The organism is Flavobacterium sp. Root420, from assembly GCF_001427905.1.
GTDB lineage: Bacteria > Bacteroidota > Bacteroidia > Flavobacteriales > Flavobacteriaceae > Flavobacterium.
In genome coordinates this window covers 293,664-316,627 of the sequence record NZ_LMEF01000001.1, presented here as the reverse complement: position 1 = coordinate 316,627, position 22,964 = coordinate 293,664, and the positions used below count along the sequence as shown (strand labels likewise).

Annotated in this window: 18 protein-coding genes; 8 read left to right on the top strand and 10 right to left on the bottom strand. The window is 33.5% G+C overall.

Annotation, left to right across the window (positions count from 1 at the left end):
• Nucleotides 1-3: 3 nt before the first annotated feature.
• The 3 genes from ASC72_RS01390 to ASC72_RS01380 form a co-directional block, all read right to left on the bottom strand.
• On the bottom strand, nucleotides 4-828 hold the full coding sequence (locus ASC72_RS01390; RefSeq protein ID WP_056185571.1) for a ThuA domain-containing protein: 825 nt from the start codon (nucleotides 826-828) through the stop codon (nucleotides 4-6).
• A gap of 19 nt (nucleotides 829-847) precedes the next feature.
• Nucleotides 848-1,237, bottom strand: coding sequence for a DUF1398 domain-containing protein (locus ASC72_RS01385; protein ID WP_056185566.1), 390 nt, complete (start codon nucleotides 1,235-1,237; stop codon nucleotides 848-850).
• A 103-nt stretch (nucleotides 1,238-1,340) separates the two neighbouring features.
• A complete protein-coding gene (locus tag ASC72_RS01380) occupies nucleotides 1,341-2,333 on the bottom strand; it encodes an alpha/beta fold hydrolase (protein WP_056185563.1) in 993 nt (330 codons plus the stop codon).
• Nucleotides 2,334-2,601: 268 nt separating this feature from the next.
• Between ASC72_RS01380 and ASC72_RS01375 the strand changes: the two genes are divergently transcribed.
• Together ASC72_RS01375 and ASC72_RS01370 are read left to right on the top strand one after the other, a co-directional pair.
• Nucleotides 2,602-3,294: a hypothetical protein gene (locus tag ASC72_RS01375; RefSeq protein WP_056185559.1), complete on the top strand. Its 693-nt coding sequence runs from the start codon at nucleotides 2,602-2,604 to the stop codon at nucleotides 3,292-3,294.
• Nucleotides 3,295-3,590: 296 nt separating this feature from the next.
• On the top strand, nucleotides 3,591-6,584 hold the full coding sequence (locus ASC72_RS01370; RefSeq protein ID WP_056185557.1) for a LamG-like jellyroll fold domain-containing protein: 2,994 nt from the start codon (nucleotides 3,591-3,593) through the stop codon (nucleotides 6,582-6,584).
• An 84-nt stretch (nucleotides 6,585-6,668) separates the two neighbouring features.
• On the opposite strand, the gene ASC72_RS01365 is transcribed toward ASC72_RS01370, so the two are convergent.
• The 6 genes from ASC72_RS01365 to ASC72_RS01340 form a co-directional block, all read right to left on the bottom strand.
• Nucleotides 6,669-7,106: a thioesterase family protein gene (locus ASC72_RS01365; protein WP_056185554.1), complete on the bottom strand. Its 438-nt coding sequence runs from the start codon at nucleotides 7,104-7,106 to the stop codon at nucleotides 6,669-6,671.
• Between the two features lie 159 nt (nucleotides 7,107-7,265).
• Entirely contained in the window at nucleotides 7,266-8,495 is a 1,230-nt protein-coding gene (locus ASC72_RS01360; RefSeq protein WP_056185551.1) for an RNA polymerase sigma factor, read from the bottom strand.
• Nucleotides 8,496-8,538: 43 nt separating this feature from the next.
• Nucleotides 8,539-8,889 (bottom strand): YciI family protein, encoded by a 351-nt coding sequence (locus ASC72_RS01355; protein ID WP_056185548.1) that lies wholly within the window; start codon nucleotides 8,887-8,889, stop codon nucleotides 8,539-8,541.
• Nucleotides 8,890-8,990: 101 nt separating this feature from the next.
• Nucleotides 8,991-9,443, bottom strand: a complete 453-nt coding sequence (locus tag ASC72_RS01350) for a carboxymuconolactone decarboxylase family protein (RefSeq protein WP_056185544.1) — start codon at nucleotides 9,441-9,443, stop codon at nucleotides 8,991-8,993.
• 92 nt (nucleotides 9,444-9,535) lie between these two features.
• Nucleotides 9,536-10,801, bottom strand: coding sequence for a Na+/H+ antiporter (locus ASC72_RS01345; protein ID WP_056185540.1), 1,266 nt, complete (start codon nucleotides 10,799-10,801; stop codon nucleotides 9,536-9,538).
• Between the two features lie 25 nt (nucleotides 10,802-10,826).
• Nucleotides 10,827-11,390: a hypothetical protein gene (locus ASC72_RS01340; protein WP_056185538.1), complete on the bottom strand. Its 564-nt coding sequence runs from the start codon at nucleotides 11,388-11,390 to the stop codon at nucleotides 10,827-10,829.
• A gap of 373 nt (nucleotides 11,391-11,763) precedes the next feature.
• Here ASC72_RS01340 and dnaK point away from each other — a divergent pair, with 373 nt between their 5' ends.
• The gene (gene dnaK, locus ASC72_RS01335; protein WP_056185535.1) at nucleotides 11,764-13,647 is read left to right on the top strand and encodes a molecular chaperone DnaK; all 1,884 of its coding nucleotides are present in this window, start codon (nucleotides 11,764-11,766) and stop codon (nucleotides 13,645-13,647) included.
• A gap of 188 nt (nucleotides 13,648-13,835) precedes the next feature.
• Nucleotides 13,836-14,366 (top strand): DUF6252 family protein, encoded by a 531-nt coding sequence (locus ASC72_RS01330; protein ID WP_131725768.1) that lies wholly within the window; start codon nucleotides 13,836-13,838, stop codon nucleotides 14,364-14,366.
• A gap of 124 nt (nucleotides 14,367-14,490) precedes the next feature.
• Here ASC72_RS01330 and ASC72_RS01325 read toward each other — a convergent pair whose 3' ends face one another.
• The gene (locus ASC72_RS01325; protein WP_241775589.1) at nucleotides 14,491-15,114 is read right to left on the bottom strand and encodes a hypothetical protein; all 624 of its coding nucleotides are present in this window, start codon (nucleotides 15,112-15,114) and stop codon (nucleotides 14,491-14,493) included.
• Nucleotides 15,115-15,271: 157 nt separating this feature from the next.
• Here ASC72_RS01325 and corA point away from each other — a divergent pair, with 157 nt between their 5' ends.
• From corA to ASC72_RS01305, 4 genes are all read left to right on the top strand, one after another.
• Nucleotides 15,272-16,342 (top strand): magnesium/cobalt transporter CorA, encoded by a 1,071-nt coding sequence (gene corA / locus ASC72_RS01320; protein WP_056185529.1) that lies wholly within the window; start codon nucleotides 15,272-15,274, stop codon nucleotides 16,340-16,342.
• Between the two features lie 53 nt (nucleotides 16,343-16,395).
• Nucleotides 16,396-18,489 (top strand): phosphate acetyltransferase, encoded by a 2,094-nt coding sequence (pta, locus tag ASC72_RS01315; protein WP_056185526.1) that lies wholly within the window; start codon nucleotides 16,396-16,398, stop codon nucleotides 18,487-18,489.
• A 206-nt stretch (nucleotides 18,490-18,695) separates the two neighbouring features.
• Nucleotides 18,696-19,880, top strand: a complete 1,185-nt coding sequence (locus ASC72_RS01310; protein WP_056185525.1) for an acetate/propionate family kinase — start codon at nucleotides 18,696-18,698, stop codon at nucleotides 19,878-19,880.
• A 96-nt stretch (nucleotides 19,881-19,976) separates the two neighbouring features.
• Entirely contained in the window at nucleotides 19,977-22,721 is a 2,745-nt protein-coding gene (locus ASC72_RS01305; RefSeq protein WP_056186840.1) for a LuxR C-terminal-related transcriptional regulator, read from the top strand.
• The last annotated feature ends 243 nt before the right edge of the window (nucleotides 22,722-22,964 follow it).

Sequence of the window (22,964 nt, the reverse complement as noted above, 5' to 3'; positions counted from 1 at the left end):
AATTTATTTTTTTGAATTTCCGAACAATTGCAATGCATTCAGAATTAATTTGTTTTGATTCTCATTTTGAAAAGTATATGAAAGCGTTTTATTCGTTCCGTGTTCGTAGTCAATATCATTATGTCCCATGTTGACGTAGAGCATTTTATATTTCTTATTGGTCCAAACAACAGGATAATAGCCACTATGCCAAATTTCGTGCGCTTTTGGCCCGGTGCCGAGCGGAAAACTGCTTTCATCAATCGCTAATAGAATTTTGATATCCGGATTTTTCATCAAATCGTTGCTCCATCGGTACCATTCGTTAGGTTGTGATGAAAAAGTTTTAGGAAGTCCTTTTGTTATCGGATCTTGATTTTCAACTCTTAAAATTGCCGATGTTGGTCGCCAGGTATTGCTTCCGTATTCGCCTGAACCAAGAAAAGTGTTGTGATACCAATCCCAGTTTTGAGGATAAGAAGAATCGTTTAAGGCAAAAGCAGAAAAGTGAAAGCCGATGAAAGCACCGCCGTTTTCCATATATTTCTGAAAAGTTTCTCTTTGACTTGGTGTTTCCGGTCTTGTGTCTAAAAATAAAATGACTTTATATTGGGACAAAAACTTAGCATTCAGATTGTCCCAATTGCTGGTTGAATCGTATTCAAAATGATTTTCTTCAGCGATCTTTGGAAACCACGTATTAGCTTCGTGAACAAAGCTGATGTGTGCCTGATCATTTTTTGCTGTGTAAAAAGCAATCACCTTAAATTTTGGATTCCCTTTTTTAGACTGTGAGAATCCTAAAAAGCAGATCGAAAAAAGAACAATCAGAATATATTTTTTAGACATAAGATCTATTTTTGTCAGACTAGCCTGGAATTTTTTCGATTAATATTTCATTTCCTGCCAGATCAAAATAAGTACAAGTCATTTCGATAATATCAACTCTCCATTTTGCAATTCCGCATTGTCCGCAATGATTGCAAAAAGTCATATAATCGGTTTCGCCATGTTGGTGTTTTACTAATAATTCAATAAATAACTCTTTATTTACATTGGTTGAAATTCCTATTATAGCATACTTTTCTTCAGAGGCAACGGTATAATTATTAACACCATAATATTCTGTATGTCCATCAGTTACAAAGGTGTCGTAACCTTTCACGCCCAGAATAATCAGATCCTGTATATAATTTGGAAAATCGGCTCCACTTTTTACTTTAGCATGTGCTTCTTTTATTTGTTCTATTGTAAACATATTATTTTAGTTTTAGATTAGTAAAGTTTTCGCCACGAATTCACAAATTTTATTACTAATCTAATTCAATATAATTCGTGAATTCGTGGCGAAAAAAAATAAATTATTGTTTCAAAAATACAATTAATGGTTTTATAAATTGATCGAAAGATTCAATATGAGGTAAATGTCCTGTGTTTGGTACTTCGACTAATTTTGAATTCGGAATCGCTTTTTGTGTTTTCTTACCTAATTCGGCATAGTTTCCCATTGTTTTTTTGACTTCTTCAGAAACTAGATTTTTGCCTAAAGCCGTTTTATCTCTTGTTCCGATGATTAAAAGTGTCGGGCTTTTTATGTTTTTAAATTCGTATACAACAGGCTGTGTAAAAATCATATCATATAAGAGTGCCGAATTCCATGCAACGCGATTATAATCCGGAGCTGAAGTCCAACCGGCGCTAAGCTCGGCCCACTTTTGGAAATCGGCATTCCATTTGCCATCATAATAGTTTTCCATTTGGTATTTTTTGATAGCCTGATAATTTTGTTTTAATTCTGATTCATACCACCAGTCGACAGGTTTGTAAGGTACAACCAATTTCCAGTCTTCTAAACCAATTGGGTTTTCCAAAACTAATTTTTCAGTAGTTTCAGGATACATCAAAGCAAATCTAGATGCGAGCATTCCGCCCATCGAATGCCCAAGAATAGTTGTTTTTTCAACTCCTAAATGATCTAATAATTTCTTGGTATTCTCGGCTAATTGCTGAAAAGTATATTGAAAATTATCTGGTTTGGTTGATTTCCCAAAACCAATCTGATCCGGAACAATAACACGGAAACCTTCTTTAGTTAAGGCTCTAATAGTAGTTTCCCAATAAGCTCCGTTGAAGTTTTTGCCGTGAAGCAAAACAATATTTTTCTTATTATATTTTTCAGGAATTATATCCATATAGGCCATTTTTAAAGATTGGCGTTGATTGCTTATTTCTATAAATTTTACCGGAAACGGATATTCATAATTCGTTAAGTTGATATCTAATGACTTAATATTTCCTTCTTGAGAAAAACAGAAAACAGGAAAAAACAATAAAAGAAGTTTTATAATTTTCATTTTTCAGACTGATTTAGGATTAAGAACTATAAAATTACCGTTAACCATTTTGAAATGCAAAAATTAAAGTCTTAAAGTTATCAGAAAATTACATGAAAAATGATTCTATAGTTTGACTATTTATTTGGAATTTTAATTGAATGTAAGAAGTTGATTGCTAAAATATTACACTTAATCGAGTAATGTGGTAATTTGCAGAACTTCTTTTATTAACAAGAAAAATAGATGTAAATTAGAGTAAGAATGTTTGTCAGCTAAATTTGGTATTATGAAAAAAACAATACTATTACTCTTGCTTACAGTCCCCACATTTGCCCAGGAAATCAACACATTTGATTTCGCCGTTATAAACTCTACATTAATATCTGCAAACATCGACCTCGATAAAGGCCGGAGCGTTGTTGCGGCCAATGAAAATCAATATTCAGCCTATTTTCAGTATGCATTTAATATGTGTGATGACGATATTATTTTTGGTGCCGGAATCGATAAATCGGAAATTGACCGAACCTATATTGGTTATATTGGGAAAATTTGCGGCAAGTTCAGAGCTACGATTGGTATTGGTTATCTCGAATCGAGAAGCGGTTATGACGGAACTTTTACCGGTTTTAGTGTTTCCTGGCATTTTTCTGAAAACACTTATATTGGAGGAAATTTGGAGAACCTGCATTCGACAAGTGTCGATTATGAAACGGATGAAAGCTTTGATTACTATAAAAAACTAGTGCCGAAGGTTTTTGGAAGTTATGAAGTTATCCCCAACGTTATTGTTTTTGGACAGTTAAGCAGCAGGGTAAATGATATTGCTTTAAAATATCAGGTTCATCGTTTTTCAGCTGGTGGATTTTATTCCGGACATGGGGTAGAAGGCATTTTTGGTACTGTTAACCTGGGGCGTTTTGCGATTTCCTGCAGTACGACTTTTGATAAAGTAAATTTTGGATTGAAGTTTCAGTAATCTAAATGGCACACGGATTTAACAGATTAAACGGATTGACACAGATTTTTTAATGGCGAAATATTTTAGAGATACCTAAATGTATTGAGTAATTCTTTTTATCTAATTTGTTAAATAAAATGTAAGAAAATGGTTGATTCATTGATTTTAATTTTCTGAAGCAGATAAACATTTTTGTTTTATTCCGAAATATATAATGTATTGATATTTAGGTCTCTGAATGCAGGATAGGGCAGGACAGAGTCTCGTTTTCATATAAGTAAATTGGTTATAACCAATCTATAACCTCGTTTATTATGAAAAAAAGTACTTTGACATTTAACCATGTGTTTAAAATTTTTATGATTTGTTGCTTATTTGCCCATCTTGGTAATTTAAATGCACAAACATTAGCGTTTCCGGAAGCAACCGGTTTTGGACGATACACTACAGGCGCAAGAGGCTCCACAAATCCTCAAATTTATTTAGTTACCAATTTAAATGACAGTGGCCCGGGTTCCTTTCGGGATGCCGTTAGTCAGGAAGGAAGATTTGTAATATTTCGGGTAGGAGGTATTGTTAATTTACTTTCCCAAGTTGCTGTAGCAAGTAATACTACTATTGCCGGACAAACGGCAACCGGAGAAGGAATCGTATTTCTAGGGCCACGAGTAACATTTACAGGATCAAACAATACTATAGCGCGATATCTCCGCATTCGTTATGGTGGTACGGTTCAAAATCAGGATGCATCCGGACTTGCCAATGGAGCCAATATGATTTTTGATCACATGACTTTTACCTGGGGTACAGATGAAGTTTTTTCCATTAACTGGGATAGTAAAGGAATAAGTCCCGATAATATAACCATTCAGAATTCTATTATTGGTCAGGGTATGCATCGTCATAATCATTCTGCCGGCGGGTTAATTCAGCCTTCGGGTGGGAAGATTAGTTTAATTGGAAATTTATATATCTGTAATAAAACGCGTAATAATAAGATAAAAGGTATTAATGAGTTTGTAAACAATGTTGTTTATAATTGGGGGAATTATGGTAATACGTATGGACATACTGAATCTGGAGATGCTTATATTATGGGTGGAGATTCTGCCGGAAGTTCTGATGTAAATATTATCAATAATTATTTTATTGGAGGCCCAAATACAAGCACTTCAATTACGACACCTTTTAATAGAGGAAACGATAATTTTTCTCTTTATGGCGCTGGGAATTATTTTGATAATAATAAAGATGGAATATTAAATGGTACTTTAGTTCCTGCTGATTTAACCGGATACCCTACCGGAGATGCAGCAACAATTCTGTCAACTCCGTATGATTACCCAATGAAAACTCCAACTTTATCTGCTCAAAACGCCTTTGATGAAATCGTTTCCAGCGTTGGGGCTTCTTATCCAAGAAGAGATCAGGTAGATAATTTAATGATTTCAGACCTGAAGTCTAAAGGAACAACAGCCACATATGTTTATGTTCAAACCGATTTAACGACACAGTTTGGTTTTATTAATGGAGGTGCGGGACATGTTTACGGTGCTCCGGCTCCATTAGATACAGATAGTGATGGTATGCCAGATAGCTGGGAAGATGCCAATGGCTTAAATAAAAATAGTGCCGATGCTTTAACATTTAGTACATCGCATGCACCATATCTAAACATTGAAGTATATATTAATGGATTAACAAATGAACCCCCGCCAAATTTCATTATTCCACCATCAAATATAAATTTTACTAATGTAGCTTCAATAGAGACTCCGCCATCCAGCTCTTTAACAATTAACTGGATTGATAGCGCAACAAATGAAAACAACTATATAATTGAGCGTTCTGCAAATGGTACAGATTTTACGGTAATTAGTACACAGGCAGCCAATACTACAAGTTATAATGATACAGGTTTACTTGCAAATACGCTTTATTATTATCGTATTAAAGCAATAAATAGTACAGGGTCTTCGGTATATGAAACGGCAACGATAACTACGCCACCTATTCCATTGCCACCTACGAAAGCGGGTAGTCCGGTTCCGGCTTCAGGATTTAATAATGCAGAACTGACAAGTGGTAACTTAACTTTAAAATGGAGTGGGAGTTCAAATACGGTAACTTATGCTGTATATTTTGGTACATCTTCTTCAAACTTAACCAAATTAGGAGATGTTACTTACTCAGCAAGCCCAACTTATCAGGTTACTGGTTTAAATCCGGAAATAAATTACTACTGGCGAATTGATGCTGTAAATGATAAAGGGACAGCAACGGGCGATGTATGGGCTTTTCGTGCCTTGACACCGGCTCTTGTAGGTCATTGGCCATTTAAAGAAGCTCCACTAGCAGGAGAACAAATTACTGATTTAACAAGTTATGCAAATCATGGCGTATTAGATCCGGCTTTTGACAATGCCACTGTAAGAGTTACCGGAAAGGCTAACAAAGCAATAGATTTTTCAACTTCACCCAATAATACACCGATGGTTAGTATTCCAAATCAGGATCATTTATTATTTGACAGAAACTCGTTTACAGTATCGTTCTGGATGAAAGCCGCACCTGAATTATTGCCAAGCTCTTCTTCGACGAGTATTTATGTTTTATGTAAAGGCTCGTTTACAAAAAATACGACAACAGGTGCAACTGGTAAAAGATACAACATAGAGATCAAAGGTGGTCTTTTGCGTTTTGCCATAGATGATGATATCACTAAAAAAGAAGTAACCACCGCAGCAGCCAAATATTTTACAGGAGAATGGGTAAATGTTGTGATTATGAGAGATATAATTGCTCATAAAATGAGAATATATACAAATGGTGTTTTTTCAGCAGAACTTGATGAAACTGCTGTTACAGGTATCGCCGAAACAAGTGATTTAATAATTGGAAATATTGGAGAAATTGAATTGTCTTCCGGTACAGCACCTGCAGCTTATAAGGGGCAATTTGATGAACTTCAGATCTTTAATTACCCATTAAATGCTACTGAAGTTGCAGCATTATTTACTCAGGAGTTTTTGGATACGGATAAATTCAGCCAAAATAAAAGTACTACGGTTATATATCCAAATCCTGTAAAAGATCAAATATTTATTCAAATTCAGGATTATAATTTATATGATGTGACAGCGACTTTGGTAGACATAAGTGGGAAAATCATCCTAAAAGAAAAAATTGTTTCAAATGGAAATGGAATTTTTGCAGTAAGTGTTGCAAATAAAAATATATCGGGAGTTTATATTTTAAATGTTTCTGGAGAAAATTTAAACAGCAATTTTAAGATTGTAGCAGAATAATATCTTTAATCTATGTAAAAAGCAAAGCAGCTAAAAAAGTATTTAGCTGCTTTTGGTTTTTTATGAAACAAATGAGATTCAATTTTAAAGTCCGACAAAGTCATCACTTTTTGGGAAAATGCTTAAAGCCTCAATAGCAATTTCCGGAGTTGGAGAAGCTAATTTACGAAGCTTGGTATCCATCCAGGCGCCATCAACCGTAATGACAGCACAAAGCGTATCATCTTCTCTTCTGAATTCGTGAATGATTGACCAGCGAGAGGCATCAGCTTTCATTTTTGATGTTTTGGTATGAACGAATATTTTGTCTGAAAGTTTTAATTCTTTTCTGAAAACGCATTCTTCTCTAAATAAAACTGGTCCAAAACCTTGTGTTTGCATCACTCTTAAAGTTAAACCCAGTTCTTCCAGGATTTCGATACGGTGTTGTGCGCCAAAATCGTAATAAGCACTGTGACGAACGTGAAAATTAGGGTCAAGATCTGACCAGCGAAAAGAAATCTCTTTTATAAATGAAGCCATTTTATTGGAATTTAATTTTTATTGTGACTGTTTTTCAGAGCTTAGCCTTTAAAGTACCAGTCATTTTTTAGAAAATCGAAATTACAAATAAAAAATAAAAGAAATTATAAAACTGTAATAATATGAGTGCATATAAAATTAGCTTCTAAAAAAACAGCGTTATTTAATCAAACTAATATTTTTAAGTATAGTTGTCTTATCAGCCGGAGAATTAGTGATTTTTAGCGCTTTTTCGAAATTTTGAATGGCTTTTGTATTGTCAATATCGGTATAAAGATTTCCTAATAAAGAATAATAAAAAGGATTTTCAGTAAGATTTAGTTTTTCAGCTTCTATAATAGCTGCCTGTTTGCCATTTGTTTTGGCTAAAGCAAAAGTTCTGTTTAAAGCAGCAATAGGCGAATATTCTAAAATGAGCAAATGATTGTAAAGTTGCAGAATATTTTGCCATTTTTCAGGAGTATCTTCTTTCTGCGTGTGCCAATAGGCTATACTGGCTTCAAGATGGTATTTTGAAAGTTTGTTTCCGGTTGATGCCTGTACTAAATAAAATTGTCCTTTTTCAATTAATTCCTGATTCCATAATGATTCATCCTGATCCTGATATAAGATCGTTTCGCCATTTTCGTTTGTTCTGGCATCAAATCTGGAACTATGAAAACACATTAAGGAAAGTAATGCGTTTACGGCCGGAAGATTAGTTGTTGGATTTTCGATTAATAAAAAAGTCAATCTCATGGCTTCGGCACAAAGATCTTTACGGAGAATGGTATTTTGCGAAGTCGAATAATAACCTTCAGAAAACAATAAATATAAAGTTGTTAAAACAGTTTCTAATCTATTGTTAATTTCAGAAATGGTGGGCTGTTCAATTTTTATATTGGCTTCTTTGAGTTTTTCTTTGGCTCTATTGATTCTTTTGTAAATGACTTCTTTATTGGTTAAAAAAGCATCTGATATTTCCTGAATTCCAAATCCGCACAATAAATTTAAAGCGAGTGCAATTTGGGCTTCGCCTGAATTTACAGGATTACAAACGGTAAATATCATAGCCAATTGACTATCATTAATATTTTTGTTTGATAAATCAATATCAATTTCTTCTGATTTATTTGCTGTATGTTTTATCTCAACAGAAAGCTTTTGTTCGAAAAGAGCATTTCGTTTCAGGTAATTTTTGGTTTTGTTTTTAGCCACTGTATAGAGCCAGGCCGTTGGGTTTTCGGGAATTCCTTTTATGCTCCATGTTTCGGTTGCCGCCAGAAAGGTATCACTTGTAATGTCTTCGGCAATCTCGATATTTTCGATTCCAAATAAATAACAGAGCACCGAAACTATTTTTCGATACTCTGTTCTGAATAAATTGGGTAAAAGCTGACTTTGCTCCATAATTTTAGTAAAGTGCGATCAGTAATAAAAGTTGATTTAAAAATTAGTGCGTTCCTGTAACAGCCATACGTATTTCGACATTACCGCCTAAATCTAATATTGGGCACCCGTTTGCAATAGCTACAGCTTCATCATAATCTGCTGCTTTTATCATAATTAATCCGCCAATTGACTCTTTGATCTCGGCATAAGGGCCATTGATGACGCTTTTATTTGTAGTTACAATTTTCCCTGCTCCATCCCAGCGTTGCAAAGGTTTTGCCAGTTTGTCCTGCGCTGCAATTCCGCCCAGCCAGTCCTGCCACAATTTTAATGAATCTTGCAATTCCTGTGGTGAAGGTTGCGTTTCTTTGGTGCTAAAATCTCTGCGAAATATTAATACAAATTCGTTCATGATGTTGTTTTTTGATGTTATAAAACTTTGTTTTAATTTTTACTACAGATTTCCCAAATTGAGAATTTATCAACTGAAAAATCTGTAATAAACTATTTTAATTAACCAAATTGACCTACTTTGTAAGTTCCGGGTTCGTTAGGAAAAGCAAGATTAATGCGGTTCCAGGTATTAATGCTTGCGATTGCTAAAGTTAAATCAATTAATTCTTGTTCTGAAAATTCTTTTGCTGCTTCGTTATACACTGAATCTGTCACATCACATTTTGTTAAAGCTTCTGCCCATGCAAATGCAGCTCTTTCGCGATTGGTGTAATAAGAAGTTTCTCTCCAGGCACTTAAACCGTATAATCTTTGTTCTGTCTCGCCTTTGTGTCGTGCATCTTTATAATGCATGTCAAGGCAGTAAGCGCATTTATTGATTTGTGAAACTCTAAAAAGAACTAATTCGATAAGTGATTGCTCTAGTGGAGATTTTTTTAAATACCCGTTAATTGGGTATAGTGTTTTGATTGCTTCTTGTCCTTTTTCGTGAATGTTAATTCGATTTTCCATTTTGTTTAAATTTAATGTTTATAAATGTTGTTATAATGGAATAACAATCGAACTTTCAGAATTGGACAAATTATTTTATTTTTTTTAAAAAATTATTTTTCTTCCTCTTTTATATTTAATTTTTTGACAATCCACGGAAGTGAAAGTCCTTGTCCTACAATGGTTAAAAGCACAACAGCAACAGAAATAAATACTATTGCATTTCGTTCCGGAAAAGGGGTTCCGTCCGGAAGTAATTTTGGCAAACCTAAAGCAATCGCCAAAGAAACGATGCCGCGCATTCCGGACCAGCTGATAATAAAGCTATTTTTGGAATCAAGTAAAGCATGTTCACTGACTTTTCGTTTCTTTTTATCATTCTTTTGAAAAGCTTTTTGCAGGTTTACTTTTTGAAAAAACACCCTTACCATTCTCGTTAATAACGCTACAATAGTAATAATAGCGGCATAACCAATATATGGCAGAATCATATTGTCGTCAATGTCTTTTAAAATGTATCGAAAATTAAGTCCGATGAGAATAAAAATTAATCCGTTTAGAATAAAAATAATGACGTCCCAAAGGTTTTTAGAATTGTTCTTTAAGCTTTCTGGAAAGATTTTATTACTGAAACGTGATATAGCCAAACCTAAGCAGACCACTGCAATTACTCCGGAAACATGTAGATGTTCTGCAATTAAGTAAGTAACAAAAGGCATGAGAAGCATAAAACTAACTGTAACATTTATGTTTTTGCGAACTTTGGTAAGGATGAAAGCCAGAATTTTAGCCATTATAAAACCAACCAGGAATCCACCGCCTAATAAGAGCACAAATTCCAATGTTGCTTTCCAGATTATAAAAGCAGAACCCATAGCGGTTGCTACTGCAAAACGATAAGCAACTAATGCTGAAGCATCATTAATTAAACTTTCGCCTTCTAGTATTGTGATCGTTTTTTCGGGTATAGCGAGGCCTTTTGTTACGTTCACGGCGGCCACGGCATCAGTAGCAGAAAGTATGGCTCCTAGTACAAAGGATAACGGCCAGGTCATACCGGGAATCATATAATGGGAAACTACGGCAATCCAAAAAGTCGTTAGAAAAACGAGCGGTATTGCCAATGTACTTATCGTACTAAGATTAGTTTTAAAATGTTTTGGAGAAATATTAAATGAAGCATCATACAATAAAGGAGGCAGAAATATTAGAAAGATAATCTCCGGATTGATTTCGATTTCGGCCATTGTTGGAATAAAACCAATTCCGATTCCGACAATAACCAACAGAATGGGATAAGGGATTTTTGATTTGTCAGCAAAAGCAGAAAGTCCGATTACAATGGCCAGAATAAAAATGATGATGGTGTAGTTTTCCATTTTTTTTTATCGAATGATATTATAGTTAGTCAAAGTCATACCATCTAGGGAGTTCTTCGTCTTCTGGATCATCTGTTGGAAATATTTTACTAAGTCTGTAAATCATTTCTACTTTAACAATAGGATCTTCTGAGTTTTCAGCTAAATCTTTTATTGCTTCTATAGCTTCTTCAGTTCCAATGCTTTTTAATGCATGTCCGCATTGATTTATAAATTGCCCTGTTCCGGTGCTGTAAGCTTCCAGAAAAGGATATTTCTGCTGAATTGCGATTTTAATTGTAGGCACGCTGGATGGGTGCTGTCTCCATTGTAGGTTATGAATAATATCATCGTATTTTCTATGCCAAGGTTCTAATAGTATTTCGTGAAGCAGATCTATACAGTCATCATCTTCGTCTACTACCCAAAGTAATAAAAGACAAAACTCCATGTCATCGCTATTTTTAGAAGCGATAATTTCTTTTATAATTTTTCTCCCAATTTCATTTTTGGATTCTATTGGAAAAGGGAGGCTTTCTACTATTTCTAATTTTGAGCGTCTGCTTTTTTTTAGGTGTTCTGCGAAATCTTGTCTTAATTTTTCTATCATGGCATATAAGTATGAATTTTGTTTGGCTAAATATAATTATTTTAATATTATTCATACATAAATCTCTAATGAAAATAGGTGCCCCAGCCCCGATAGAGGCGGTATCCTTTTTTGAGGCAATTTTTCTTTGCCTTAAAAAAGATATAGCCGAAAGCGGGAAATAGCTCCTTAAAAAATAAGAAGAACTCCTGATAATGACACCTAACATACTGATATGCCACTCCTGTCAGGTTTTAAAAATGTCATGTTGTCAGATGATTTTTAGTGTGCCGACATGAAAACTGACAATTTACTTTGGTTTTTTATATTGGCACAAAGATTGACTTATGCCACCTGAGTTATAAAATGTATATCAAAATTAAATATATAAAAAATGGGTAAAATAATCGGAATTGACTTAGGTACGACGAACTCTTGTGTTTCTGTAATGGAAGGTAACGAAGCAGTTGTTATTCCTAACGCAGAAGGAAAAAGAACAACTCCATCTATCATCGCTTTTGTTGAAGGTGGCGAAATTAAAGTAGGTGATCCTGCAAAAAGACAAGCAGTAACTAATCCAACAAAGACTATTGCTTCTATCAAACGTTTTATGGGACATTCTTTTGCTGAAATCACTGAGGAAGCAAAAAGAGTTCCTTATTCAGTAGTAAAAGGGGATAACAATACACCACGTGTGGATATTGACGGTCGTTTGTACACTGCACAAGAATTGTCTGCAATGACTCTTCAAAAAATGAAAAAAACTGCTGAAGACTATTTAGGTCAAACAGTTACTGAAGCGGTTATCACTGTTCCTGCTTACTTTAACGATGCACAACGTCAGGCTACTAAAGAAGCTGGTGAAATTGCTGGTCTTAAAGTTATGCGTATCATCAACGAGCCAACTGCTGCTGCACTTGCTTACGGATTAGATAAAAAAGGAACGGATCAAAAAATTGCTGTTTACGATTTAGGTGGAGGTACTTTTGATATTTCTGTTCTTGAATTAGGAGACGGAGTTTTCGAAGTATTGTCTACTGATGGAGACACTCACTTAGGAGGAGATGATTTTGACCATACAATTATTGACTGGTTAGCTGACGAATTTAAAGCTGAAGAAGGTATCGATTTGCGTCTTGATCCAATGTCATTGCAACGTATAAAAGAAGCTGCTGAGAAAGCTAAAATTGAATTGTCATCTTCTGCAGAAACTGAAATCAACTTACCTTATGTAACTGCTACAGCTTCTGGACCAAAACACTTAGTTAAAAAATTAACTAGAGCTCAATTTGAAAAATTAACTGATTCATTAGTAAAACGTTCTATGGCACCAGTTGCTAAAGCGTTGAAAAATGCAGGTTTATCTGTTTCTGATATTGACGAAGTTATCTTGGTTGGTGGTTCTACCCGTATCCCAAGAATTGTTGAAGAAGTTGAAAAATTCTTTGGTAAAAAAGCGTCTAAAGGAGTTAACCCTGATGAAGTTGTTGCAATTGGAGCAGCTATTCAAGGTGGAGTTCTTTCTGGAGATGTAAAAGATGTATTGTTGCTTGACGTTACGCCTTTATCTTTAGGTATCGAAACTATGGGTGGTGTTATGACTATATTAATTGAGGCTAACACAACTATCCCAACTAAAAAATCTCAAGTTTTCTCTACTGCTTCTGATTCTCAACCATCTGTTGAACTACACGTTCTTCAAGGTGCCAGAGCTATGGCTGTAGATAATAAAACTATCGGTCGCTTCCACTTAGACGGTATTCCGCCAGCACCAAGAGGGGTTCCTCAAATCGAAGTTGCTTTTGATATCGATGCTAATGGTATCATCAAAGTAACTGCTACTGATAAAGGAACTGGTAAATCTCACGATATTCGTATCGAAGCTTCTTCTGGATTAACTTCTGAAGAAATCGAAAGAATGAAACAAGATGCTGAAGCTAACGCTGAGTCTGATAAAGTTTTAAGAGCTAAAGCTGAAAAAATAAATGAAGCTGACAGTACTATCTTCCAAACTGAAACTCAGTTGAAAGAGTTAGGGGATAAGCTTACTGACGATCACAAAACTGCTATCGAGTTTGCTTTGACTGAATTAAGATTTGCTCACCAATCTCAAGATCTTGAGGCTATCCAAAAAGGATTAGACAATGTGAACGCTGCATGGAAAACTGCAACTGAAGCTATGTATGCTCAAGGTGATCAAGGTCAACAAGCAGCTCCACAACAAGAGCAATCGCAAGGTGACAATGTTGAAGACGTTGAATTCGAAGAAGTAAAATAATTCTTCTTTTAACAATAATGAAAAACCGGACTAGAAATAGTCCGGTTTTTTTATGCAAAATAATGACCCAGACTATCTCGTAAAGTGTTAGTTAGAATTATTTACAAGGAATGAGGTTTTCCGTACCTTTTTTACAAGTTTTAGTGTTTAATTTGGAAAAAAACAAACTAAAACTTAACCTAAAAACTATGAAGAAAATTCTTGGAGGATTATTGTTATTATCTATTTTGTTTACAAGCTGCAGTAGTGATGAAAACGATGAAAATAGCTCGGTTTCAGCAACTATAAATGAAGTAGAATGGAAGCCAACTAAAATTAATAGTGTTACCTTAATTAAAGTGAAAAGTGCAAAAGCGCAACGTTTTGATATTAGTATTCAGGATAACTCTCAAATGTTGTCTTTAGCATGCGGAAGCGACTTAACCACGGCTGATGCCATGCCATTAAAAGACTATATTCTTGATGAGGAAAATGACGATATTGACGCGTTATTTGTAAACACTTATTTAATTGATGGAAATACTTATACAGAGCATTTTGCCCAAAGCGGAAAATTAACAATTACAGCCATGGATCCTGTGAAAAAAACGGTTTCCGGAACTTTTAGTTTTATAGCAAAAAAAGAAGGAGTGTTACAAACTAAAATAGTTACTCCTGATGTTTTTGACGTAAAAAATGGAGTTTTTACCAATTTATCTTATACTGTATTGTCTGAATAAAACTTTGTATTATATAATTGATGAAACCGGACTAGAAAATAGTTCGGTTTTTTTATGGATTTATGTTTGAACCCGACAGGTTTTTAAAACCTGTCGGGTTTTCTGTGCGGTTAAAAAGGTTTATTTATAAATTAAGAAACTCTTCCAGCGAATCGAAATTTTCATTTTTAGTATGGAAAGTTTTTAATTCTTCAATATTTTTAAATAAGGAAATAACTTTTTCACGTTTTAATTTAGTTGGTTTTTCAGAAAGACAAGTTAGATAAGAACTCCATGGGTATTCTATAGGGTGTTCACAAAAGCCATGATTTACTGGATTATAATGGATGTATTTTATGACAGATTGTAAATAAGTGTTATTGTCAATTAATTTTCTTTTAAAAGGTCGTTCAAATAAGGCACCATGTCTATTATATCCTTTATTTATTGCTTTTGTGTAAGCATTAAATAAATTACCAAAGGATTGATGAACTGGGACTGTTTTATTGACTTCGCCCCCTTTTTGATTTTGAGTAATCTCGTCAAAAGTTTTAATCCTAACCAATAAATGAAAATGCTTTTTAAGCAAACACCACGCGAGCATATCTGCAATTGGATCAATATATTTAGTATATAGAGTTAAGAAATATTCATGGTTTCTGTTCTCCTTAAAAATATTTTCACTGTTAATGCCTCTATTGTAAATATGATAGTATTTTCCAAATTCAAGTGGTTCAATTATTTGCATGTTCTTATTATCGTTATCCAACCCGACAGGTTTTAAAAACCTGTCGGGTTTATTTTTAATAAGTAGTAAAAATATTACAAATAAAAGCAATTCTTTTAAAATTTATCTCTATCAAAATGACATTTGTCATTTCGGGTTCAAAATCTTTTTTGTAATATTACTATATAAATCATTTTGAATGAGAAAGATAAAATACAAAAAAGGACGTAAACTGCAACATACTAGTTTAGAGTATACTGGGATTCATAAAGATCATGAATCAGAAATGCAGCTTTTTGTATATGATGATGCTGATGTTATCGAATATGAAAAATTTACCGTTTTTGCCTTAAATACCTGCATTGATTACACTAAAAATAATTGGCTGAATATTCACGGCTTAAATAATATCGACTTAATTAAGACAATTGGGGAACATTTTAAGTTGGATGACTTTTTATTGGCCGATATTTTAAACACTACCAAAAGAACGAAATTAGAAGAACAACGGGATGTTTTATTTTTTAATATAAAATCACTTTTGCCGTCTGAGTATTCTGATGGCCTTAAAGTAGAGCAGTTGAGCTTTATTTTAAAAGACGGAATTCTGATTTCATTTCAGGAGAAAAGAAGTGATTTTTTTACTCATATACGTGAGCGTCTGCGCATGCATGCCGGAATTGTAAGAACTAAAAAAGTGGACTATTTGCTCTATTTATTATTGGATGCAGTAATGGAAAATTTTTACATTACAATTGAAGACGAAGAAGAGAATATTGAGGAACTGATTGATTTAACCAAAAAGGGAGCAGATCCTGTTATTTTGGAAAAAATTGAGAATCACCGAGATAATTTTAATTTTTTAAAACGTTCTATTATACCGCTTCGCGATTCATTGTATTATCTGAAAACTATTAAGGATGACGATACAAATGAGCTGATTCAAAAAGAAACGTTTAATTTCTTTATCAGACTGCATCAAAAAAGTTTAGAGCTTCTGGAGCAAATTGATTCGGATATGAGTTCATTAGAAAGCGCTTCTAACTTTTATTTTTCGGAACAAAGCCGAAAAATGAACGAAATAATGAAAACGCTAACGATTATATCGGCCATTTTTATTCCGCTTACTTTTATAGTGGGAGTATATGGTATGAATTTCGAGTATATGCCGGAACTTAAGGAAAGAAATGGCTATTTTATGGTCATGGGAGCGATGTTTTTATTGGTAATAGCCTTGATTATCTATTTCAAGAAAAGACGCTGGTTTTAGTGCTTTCCTGGTTAAAAATTACAATTACAGGATTAGTTTCAAAATAATAAATTATGAGTAAAGCAATATATATAGCAACAAGTGATCAGAATAGCGGAAAATCGATTGTTACACTCGGTTTGATGAGTATTTTGATTGGCAAAACAGCTAAAGTGGGTTATTTTAGACCTATTGTAGAAGATTTTGTAGACGGAGAATTAGACAATCATATTGAGACGGTACTCTCTCATTTTAATTTGGATATAAAGTTTGAAGAGGCGTACGCCATTACCAAAAGCAAATTAATCAAGAAAAAAAATAAGGGTAAAATAGGCGAAGTTTTAGATTTAATTATCGAAAAATATAAAAAGCTTGAAGAACGTTTTGATTTTGTTTTAGTTGAAGGTACAAGTTTTACAGGCGAAGGAACTTCTATCGAATTAGATACAAATGTTTTAATTGCAAAAAACCTCGGAATTCCAACTATAATCATTGGTTCCGGTGTTGGTAAAACCTTAGATGAATTAGTTGATAGTTTATACCTTGTTTATGATTCTTTCAAAGTAAAAGAAGTTGAGGTATTGTCGGTTTTTGCGAATAAGGTTCAGCCTGAAAATATCGAATTGGTAACAAAAGGGTTACAGAAAAGTTTGCCTGCCAATGTTTTGGTAAACACAATTCCGTTAATTTCAAGTCTGAATAATCCAACAATGCAGGAAATTGTCAATGAACTTGACGCCAAAGTAATGTTTGGTGAAAATTACCTAAACAACGAAATTGGGCATTTTAGTGTTGGTGCTATGCAGTTGCACAATTATTTAGTTCATTTACATGATAACGCTTTGGTAATTACACCGGGAGATCGTTCTGATATTATTCTGGGCGCCTTACAAGCCAATGAATCAATTAATTATCCAACTATTTCCGGAATTATCTTGACGGGAAATATTATTCCCGAGCGAAGTATTTTAAAGCTAATTGAAGGACTTTCTTCTATTGTTCCGATTATTGCAGTTGAGGGAGGAACATATAATGTGACCAATAAAATAGGTTCAATAAAATCAAAAATCTACGCGAATAACACCCATAAAATAGAAACCTCAATAAATACATTTGAAAAATACGTAGAAATTGAAGCGCTATCCGAGAGATTGATCACTTTTGAAGCGGAAGGAATGACGCCAAAAATGTTTCAATACAATATGGTGAAACGGGCTAAACAACACCGCAAACATATCGTTTTGCCTGAAGGAAATGATGAACGAATTCTTATTGCGGCTTCAAGATTATTAGCAATGGATGTGGTTGATATTTCGATTATTGGCGATAAAAAACAAATAGAGGGTAAAATTACAGAACTCGGAATTGCCTTTGATTTCTCGAAAATAAATATCATCAATCCAAAAGAATCTGATCTTTATGAAGATTATGCCAATACGTATTATGAGCTTCGAAAAGCCAAAAATGTAAGTATAACAATGGCAAGAGATTTAATGGAAGATGTTTCGTATTTTGGAACTATGATGGTCTATAAAGGCCATGCTGACGGAATGGTTTCAGGAGCGGCACATACGACGCAACATACCATTTTACCGGCACTGCAATTCATCAAAACCAAACCAAACTCCTCTGTAGTTTCTTCTGTGTTTTTTATGTGTTTAGAAGACAGGGTTTCGGTTTTTGGAGATTGTGCCATTAATCCAAATCCAACTGCAGAGCAATTGGCAGAAATCGCGATTTCATCAGCAGATTCAAGTTCTGCTTTCGGAATTGAACCTAAAATTGCTATGCTTTCCTATTCTTCCGGTACTTCCGGAAAAGGAGATGAAGTAGAGAAAGTGAGAACTGCAACAGAAATAGTAAAGCAAAAACGCCCGGATTTAAAAATAGAAGGGCCAATTCAGTATGATGCGGCAGTGGATCGCGCCGTAGGAAAAAGCAAAATGCCGGATTCTGAAGTAGCAGGGCAGGCAAGTGTACTAATTTTCCCCGATTTAAATACAGGAAATAATACGTATAAAGCCGTTCAGCGAGAAACCGGAGCATTAGCAATCGGGCCAATGTTACAAGGCTTAAACAAACCCGTAAACGATCTGAGCCGTGGCTGTACCGTAGATGATATTATTAATACAGTAGTAATTACAGCGATTCAGGCACAAGGACTTTAATTAATTATTAATTACTAATTGTGAATTATAAATTATTAACCTTTTGAGTTGTATTTAAAAAATCCGTTTTTATCCGCGTTTTTGCTTTAGCAAATCTGTTTCATCCGCGTTCAAATTCGCATTCCAATAAATAAATTAAAAAGCTTAAGACTTATAGTAAAAGCCTCAGCAACTTAGGGTCTTAGTATCTTAGAAACTAAAAAAAAATGAAAATACTAATAATAAACTCAGGAAGTTCATCAATAAAATATCAATTAATGGTTATGCCGGAAAACGAAGTAATTTGTTCCGGTATGATTGACAGAATTGGTTTAGAAACTTCAAATATTACCTTTAAAACAGCATCTGATTCGACAGAAGAAACATCGCCAATTTCCAATCATAAAGTAGGTTTGCAAAAAGTTGCCAATATGCTTTTGGATGTTGAAAAAGGAGTTATTAAATCAACTTCTGAAATTGCGGCAGTAGGTCATCGCGTAGTGCATGGAGGTAGTGACTTTAGCGATACGGTAAAAATTGATGAAAAGGTAAAAGCAAAAATCAAACAGCTTTTTGAACTGGCTCCCTTGCATAATCCTGCCAATTTAGAAGGAATTAATGTTGCCGAAGAAATCTTTAGTTCAGCGGAGCAAATTGCGGTTTTCGATACTGCCTTTCATCAAACAATGCCAGAAGTGGCGTATAAATATGCGATTCCAAATTATCTTTTGACAGAAAATAAAGTTCGAGTATATGGTTTTCATGGAACGAGTCATAAATATGTTTCTGAAAAAGCAATTGAGTATTTAGAGAACAATTCTAAGATCATTACCATTCATTTAGGAAATGGCTGTAGTATGGCCGCTGTTAAAAACGGAAAATGTATCGACACTACAATGGGTTTTTCTCCTTCAAATGGTCTGATAATGGGGACACGTTCAGGCGACATTGACCAGTCGATCGTTTTTTATATGATTAAAAATCTTGGTTATACACCAGATGAAGTAAATGCAGTTTTACTGAAGCAAAGTGGTATGCTTGGACTTACAGGCTACAGTGATTTACGTGATATTGAAGCCGAGGCTGAAAAAGGAAATAAAGAATGCCAATTGGCTTTGCTGATGAATGCTTACCGTATTAAAAAGTTTATTGGTGCATATGCTGCAGCATTAAACGGGTTAGATGCCATTGTCTTTACAGCTGGAATTGGCGAAAACTCTTCCCATATGCGTAAATTAGTTTGTACGGATATGAATTATTTTGGAATTGAATTAGACGATGAAAAGAATCAAATTCGTTCAAAAGCTATTAGAGAAATCAACAAAACAAGTTCAAAAGCTAAAGTTTTGGTAATACCAACAGATGAAGAATATGAGATTGCGAATCAGGTTTATCATTTGCTTCAAAATTAAATAACATACGAACTGTAATAAAAAAAGCTTCTCAATTGAGAGGCTTTTTAACTTATTAAATATTTGTCAGTATCTTTGACTATAAAACTGAATATTTTGAAATCGATACTTCTAAAATCACTTTTCTTCTTTTTCATCGCTTCTCAAATTCACGCACAAGAATTACTTCCTTTCGTTGAAAATTATAATAAATCAAATTATCAGGGCGACAACCAAATTTGGAATGTTGTTCAGGGAAAAGATAATACGATGTATTTTGCTAATAATCATTATTTATTGAGATACGATGGCGTAAAGTGGGAAAAATACACACTGCCCAATAAAACTATTATTCGTTCGATTCTGATTGAAGGTGATAAAATTTACTCTGGTTCTTATAAAGAGTTTGGTTACTGGTACAGAAAGGAAGGTAAAATGCATTATGTTTCAGTGACTAAAAATCTCCGCTTGTTCGATGAAAAGGATAATGAGGAAATCTGGAAAATTTTTAGATTCAATGGTTCCTTATATTTCCAGTCATTCAATGATGTTTTTATTTATAACGGAAAACACATTCAGAAAATTAAATTTCCATTTTTAATTTCCTATTGTTTTGTTGTCGATCAAAATCTTTATGTTGCTTCTGTAGCGAAGGGCACTTTTAAAATGAACGGATCACGAATTGCAAATCCAAAAGGATGGAATGTCCTTAAAAACTGTGTCGTTCACGCGATTGAAAAATACAAAAACAAGACTTATATATTTACGCAAAAAAAAGGAATTTTCACGGTAGGAAAAGAAGGTTTAAGATCTTGGAATAATCCATTAAATGAAGTTTTAAAAAGTTCTACTATTAATGTAGGTAAGTTCACTAAAAATAATAAACTTATTGTAGGTACTGGAAACAAAGGTGTTTTTATTTATGATTTTAAATCAGATACCTATAAAAATATTGATAGAAAAAACGTTTTAATGAATAACTCGATTTTGAGTATTGGGTTTGACAAAGAAAATGATTTGTGGCTTGGTTTAGATAATGGAATTGCACATGTTGAAATCAATTCTCCGATTTCAATTTTTTATGATAATTCGGGTATTTTAGGTTCAGTTTACTCGGTTGCTACAACAAATAAAGGTTATTTAATTGCCACAAACCACGGTGTTTTTGAATTTGATTCAGGTAAGTTCAAAATGATGCCCAATACACAGGGTCAGGCATGGAATATTACCGAAATCAATAACAAATATATTATTGGCCATAACGATGGAACATTTTCCTATGAGAATGGTTCTCTTTCTAAAATAAATAATATTAGTGGTGGTTGGAATTTATCTAAAAGCAGTATTAATAATACTTATTTTCAATCGACTTATAGTGGAGTTGTAGTCTATGATAATCTTTCAGATTTCACTCAAAAGAAAGTTATTAATGAGCTTTCTAAACCTATAAAATATGTAGCCCAGAACAAAAAGAATGAAATTTGGGCAGCCGATAATTATCGCGGTTTATATCGTGTTGTATATGATGACAATTTTAAAACCAGGAAAGTTGAAAATATCACACAACAAAGCAAGATTAAAAACGATTTTGGGGTTAAGATATTTGAATTTAGAAATGAAATCCTATTTCTAATCAATAACTCCTGGTACACTTACAATTCGATAACTAACAAACTGGAGGAAAATGAACTATTTAATCAGAATTTCAAAAAAGTTTCTGATGTAATAAGCATAGATGAAGATCATTTTATGGTACTTCAGGATGGAATTTTGTATCATATTAAAGCGACCGGAAATAAATTTCTCTGGAATATTATTCAGGCGAAATATTATAAAGGAAAATTAATCAATGATAATTTAAGAATTTTTAAACATGCCAATCATTATTTGCTAAATCTTGATGATGGCTTTATTTCATTGCAATTGAAATATGAGAACAAACAAAATTCTGCTGTTAAGATCGAATCTTTTAATGAAGAAAATTTAATGCCAAATGATTCTAAAATTAAATATAATACTGAATTACAAATAAATGTCATCTCTGGAATTTATGGAGCCAGTAAACCTAATTTGTTTTATAAAATTGATAATGGCAAGGAATTTATTTCAGTTGCAAACGGATTGATTGTTTTAAATAACTTAAGCAGTGGAGACCATTCTGTAAATGTTTTTAAACATGATGGCGCAAATTATGATAATGTTGCAAGTTTTGAATTTAGTGTTGCAAAACCCTGGTATTTTTCATTTTGGATGATTTTATTATACTTACTAATAATAGGGGCAGTACTATTTTTCTATTATAAATGGAATAAACTTCGCTATATGCAAAAATTAAGATTGCAGGCAGAAGAATTAAAACATCAGAGAGAGATTCTTGAAATGGAATTAAAAGCAGAAAATGAATTGAATATGCAGGAATACCAAAAACATATTTTGGAACTCGAATTGCAAACGAAATCATCTGAAGTAGCCGGAAAATCATTGTCAATTGCCAAACAAAGCGAAATGATTGAAAACATTCAGAACATTCTGGATTCTGAAAAAGACTTTAACAAACTTAAAAGCGAAATCAAAAAGGCAATTAAGATAAATGAAGTGAATAAACACGAATGGGAAATCTTTGAAACCAATCTGAATCAGATTCACAACGAGTTTATTATAAACCTTTCAAAAAAATATCCTAATCTTACTCCTAAGGATATAAAACTTTGCGTCTATCTTAAAATGAATCTTTCTTCGAAGGAAATTGCACCCATGATGAATATATCATTTAGAGGTGTAGAATTACACAGATATCGCCTTCGAAAAAAATTAAATCTCTCTCAGGAAGAAAATCTGTCCAAGTTTTTATTAAGTGTGTAAGATTCATATTTATATTTTGCATATTTTATATTTTTTAGCACTGTTTTTTATATAATTCTAATACATCATTACTACATCATAACGTAGTGTTAATGAAATTTATTTAACATTTATAATCTTGATTTTCAGTGGCATATATTTGTTTTTTAACATAATGATGTAGCTATGTAGTAGTGCTGTTTGATGTACTACAACGTTGTAATTGTTTAATTTGGCTCTACTAACTTAAACGATTACGAACTG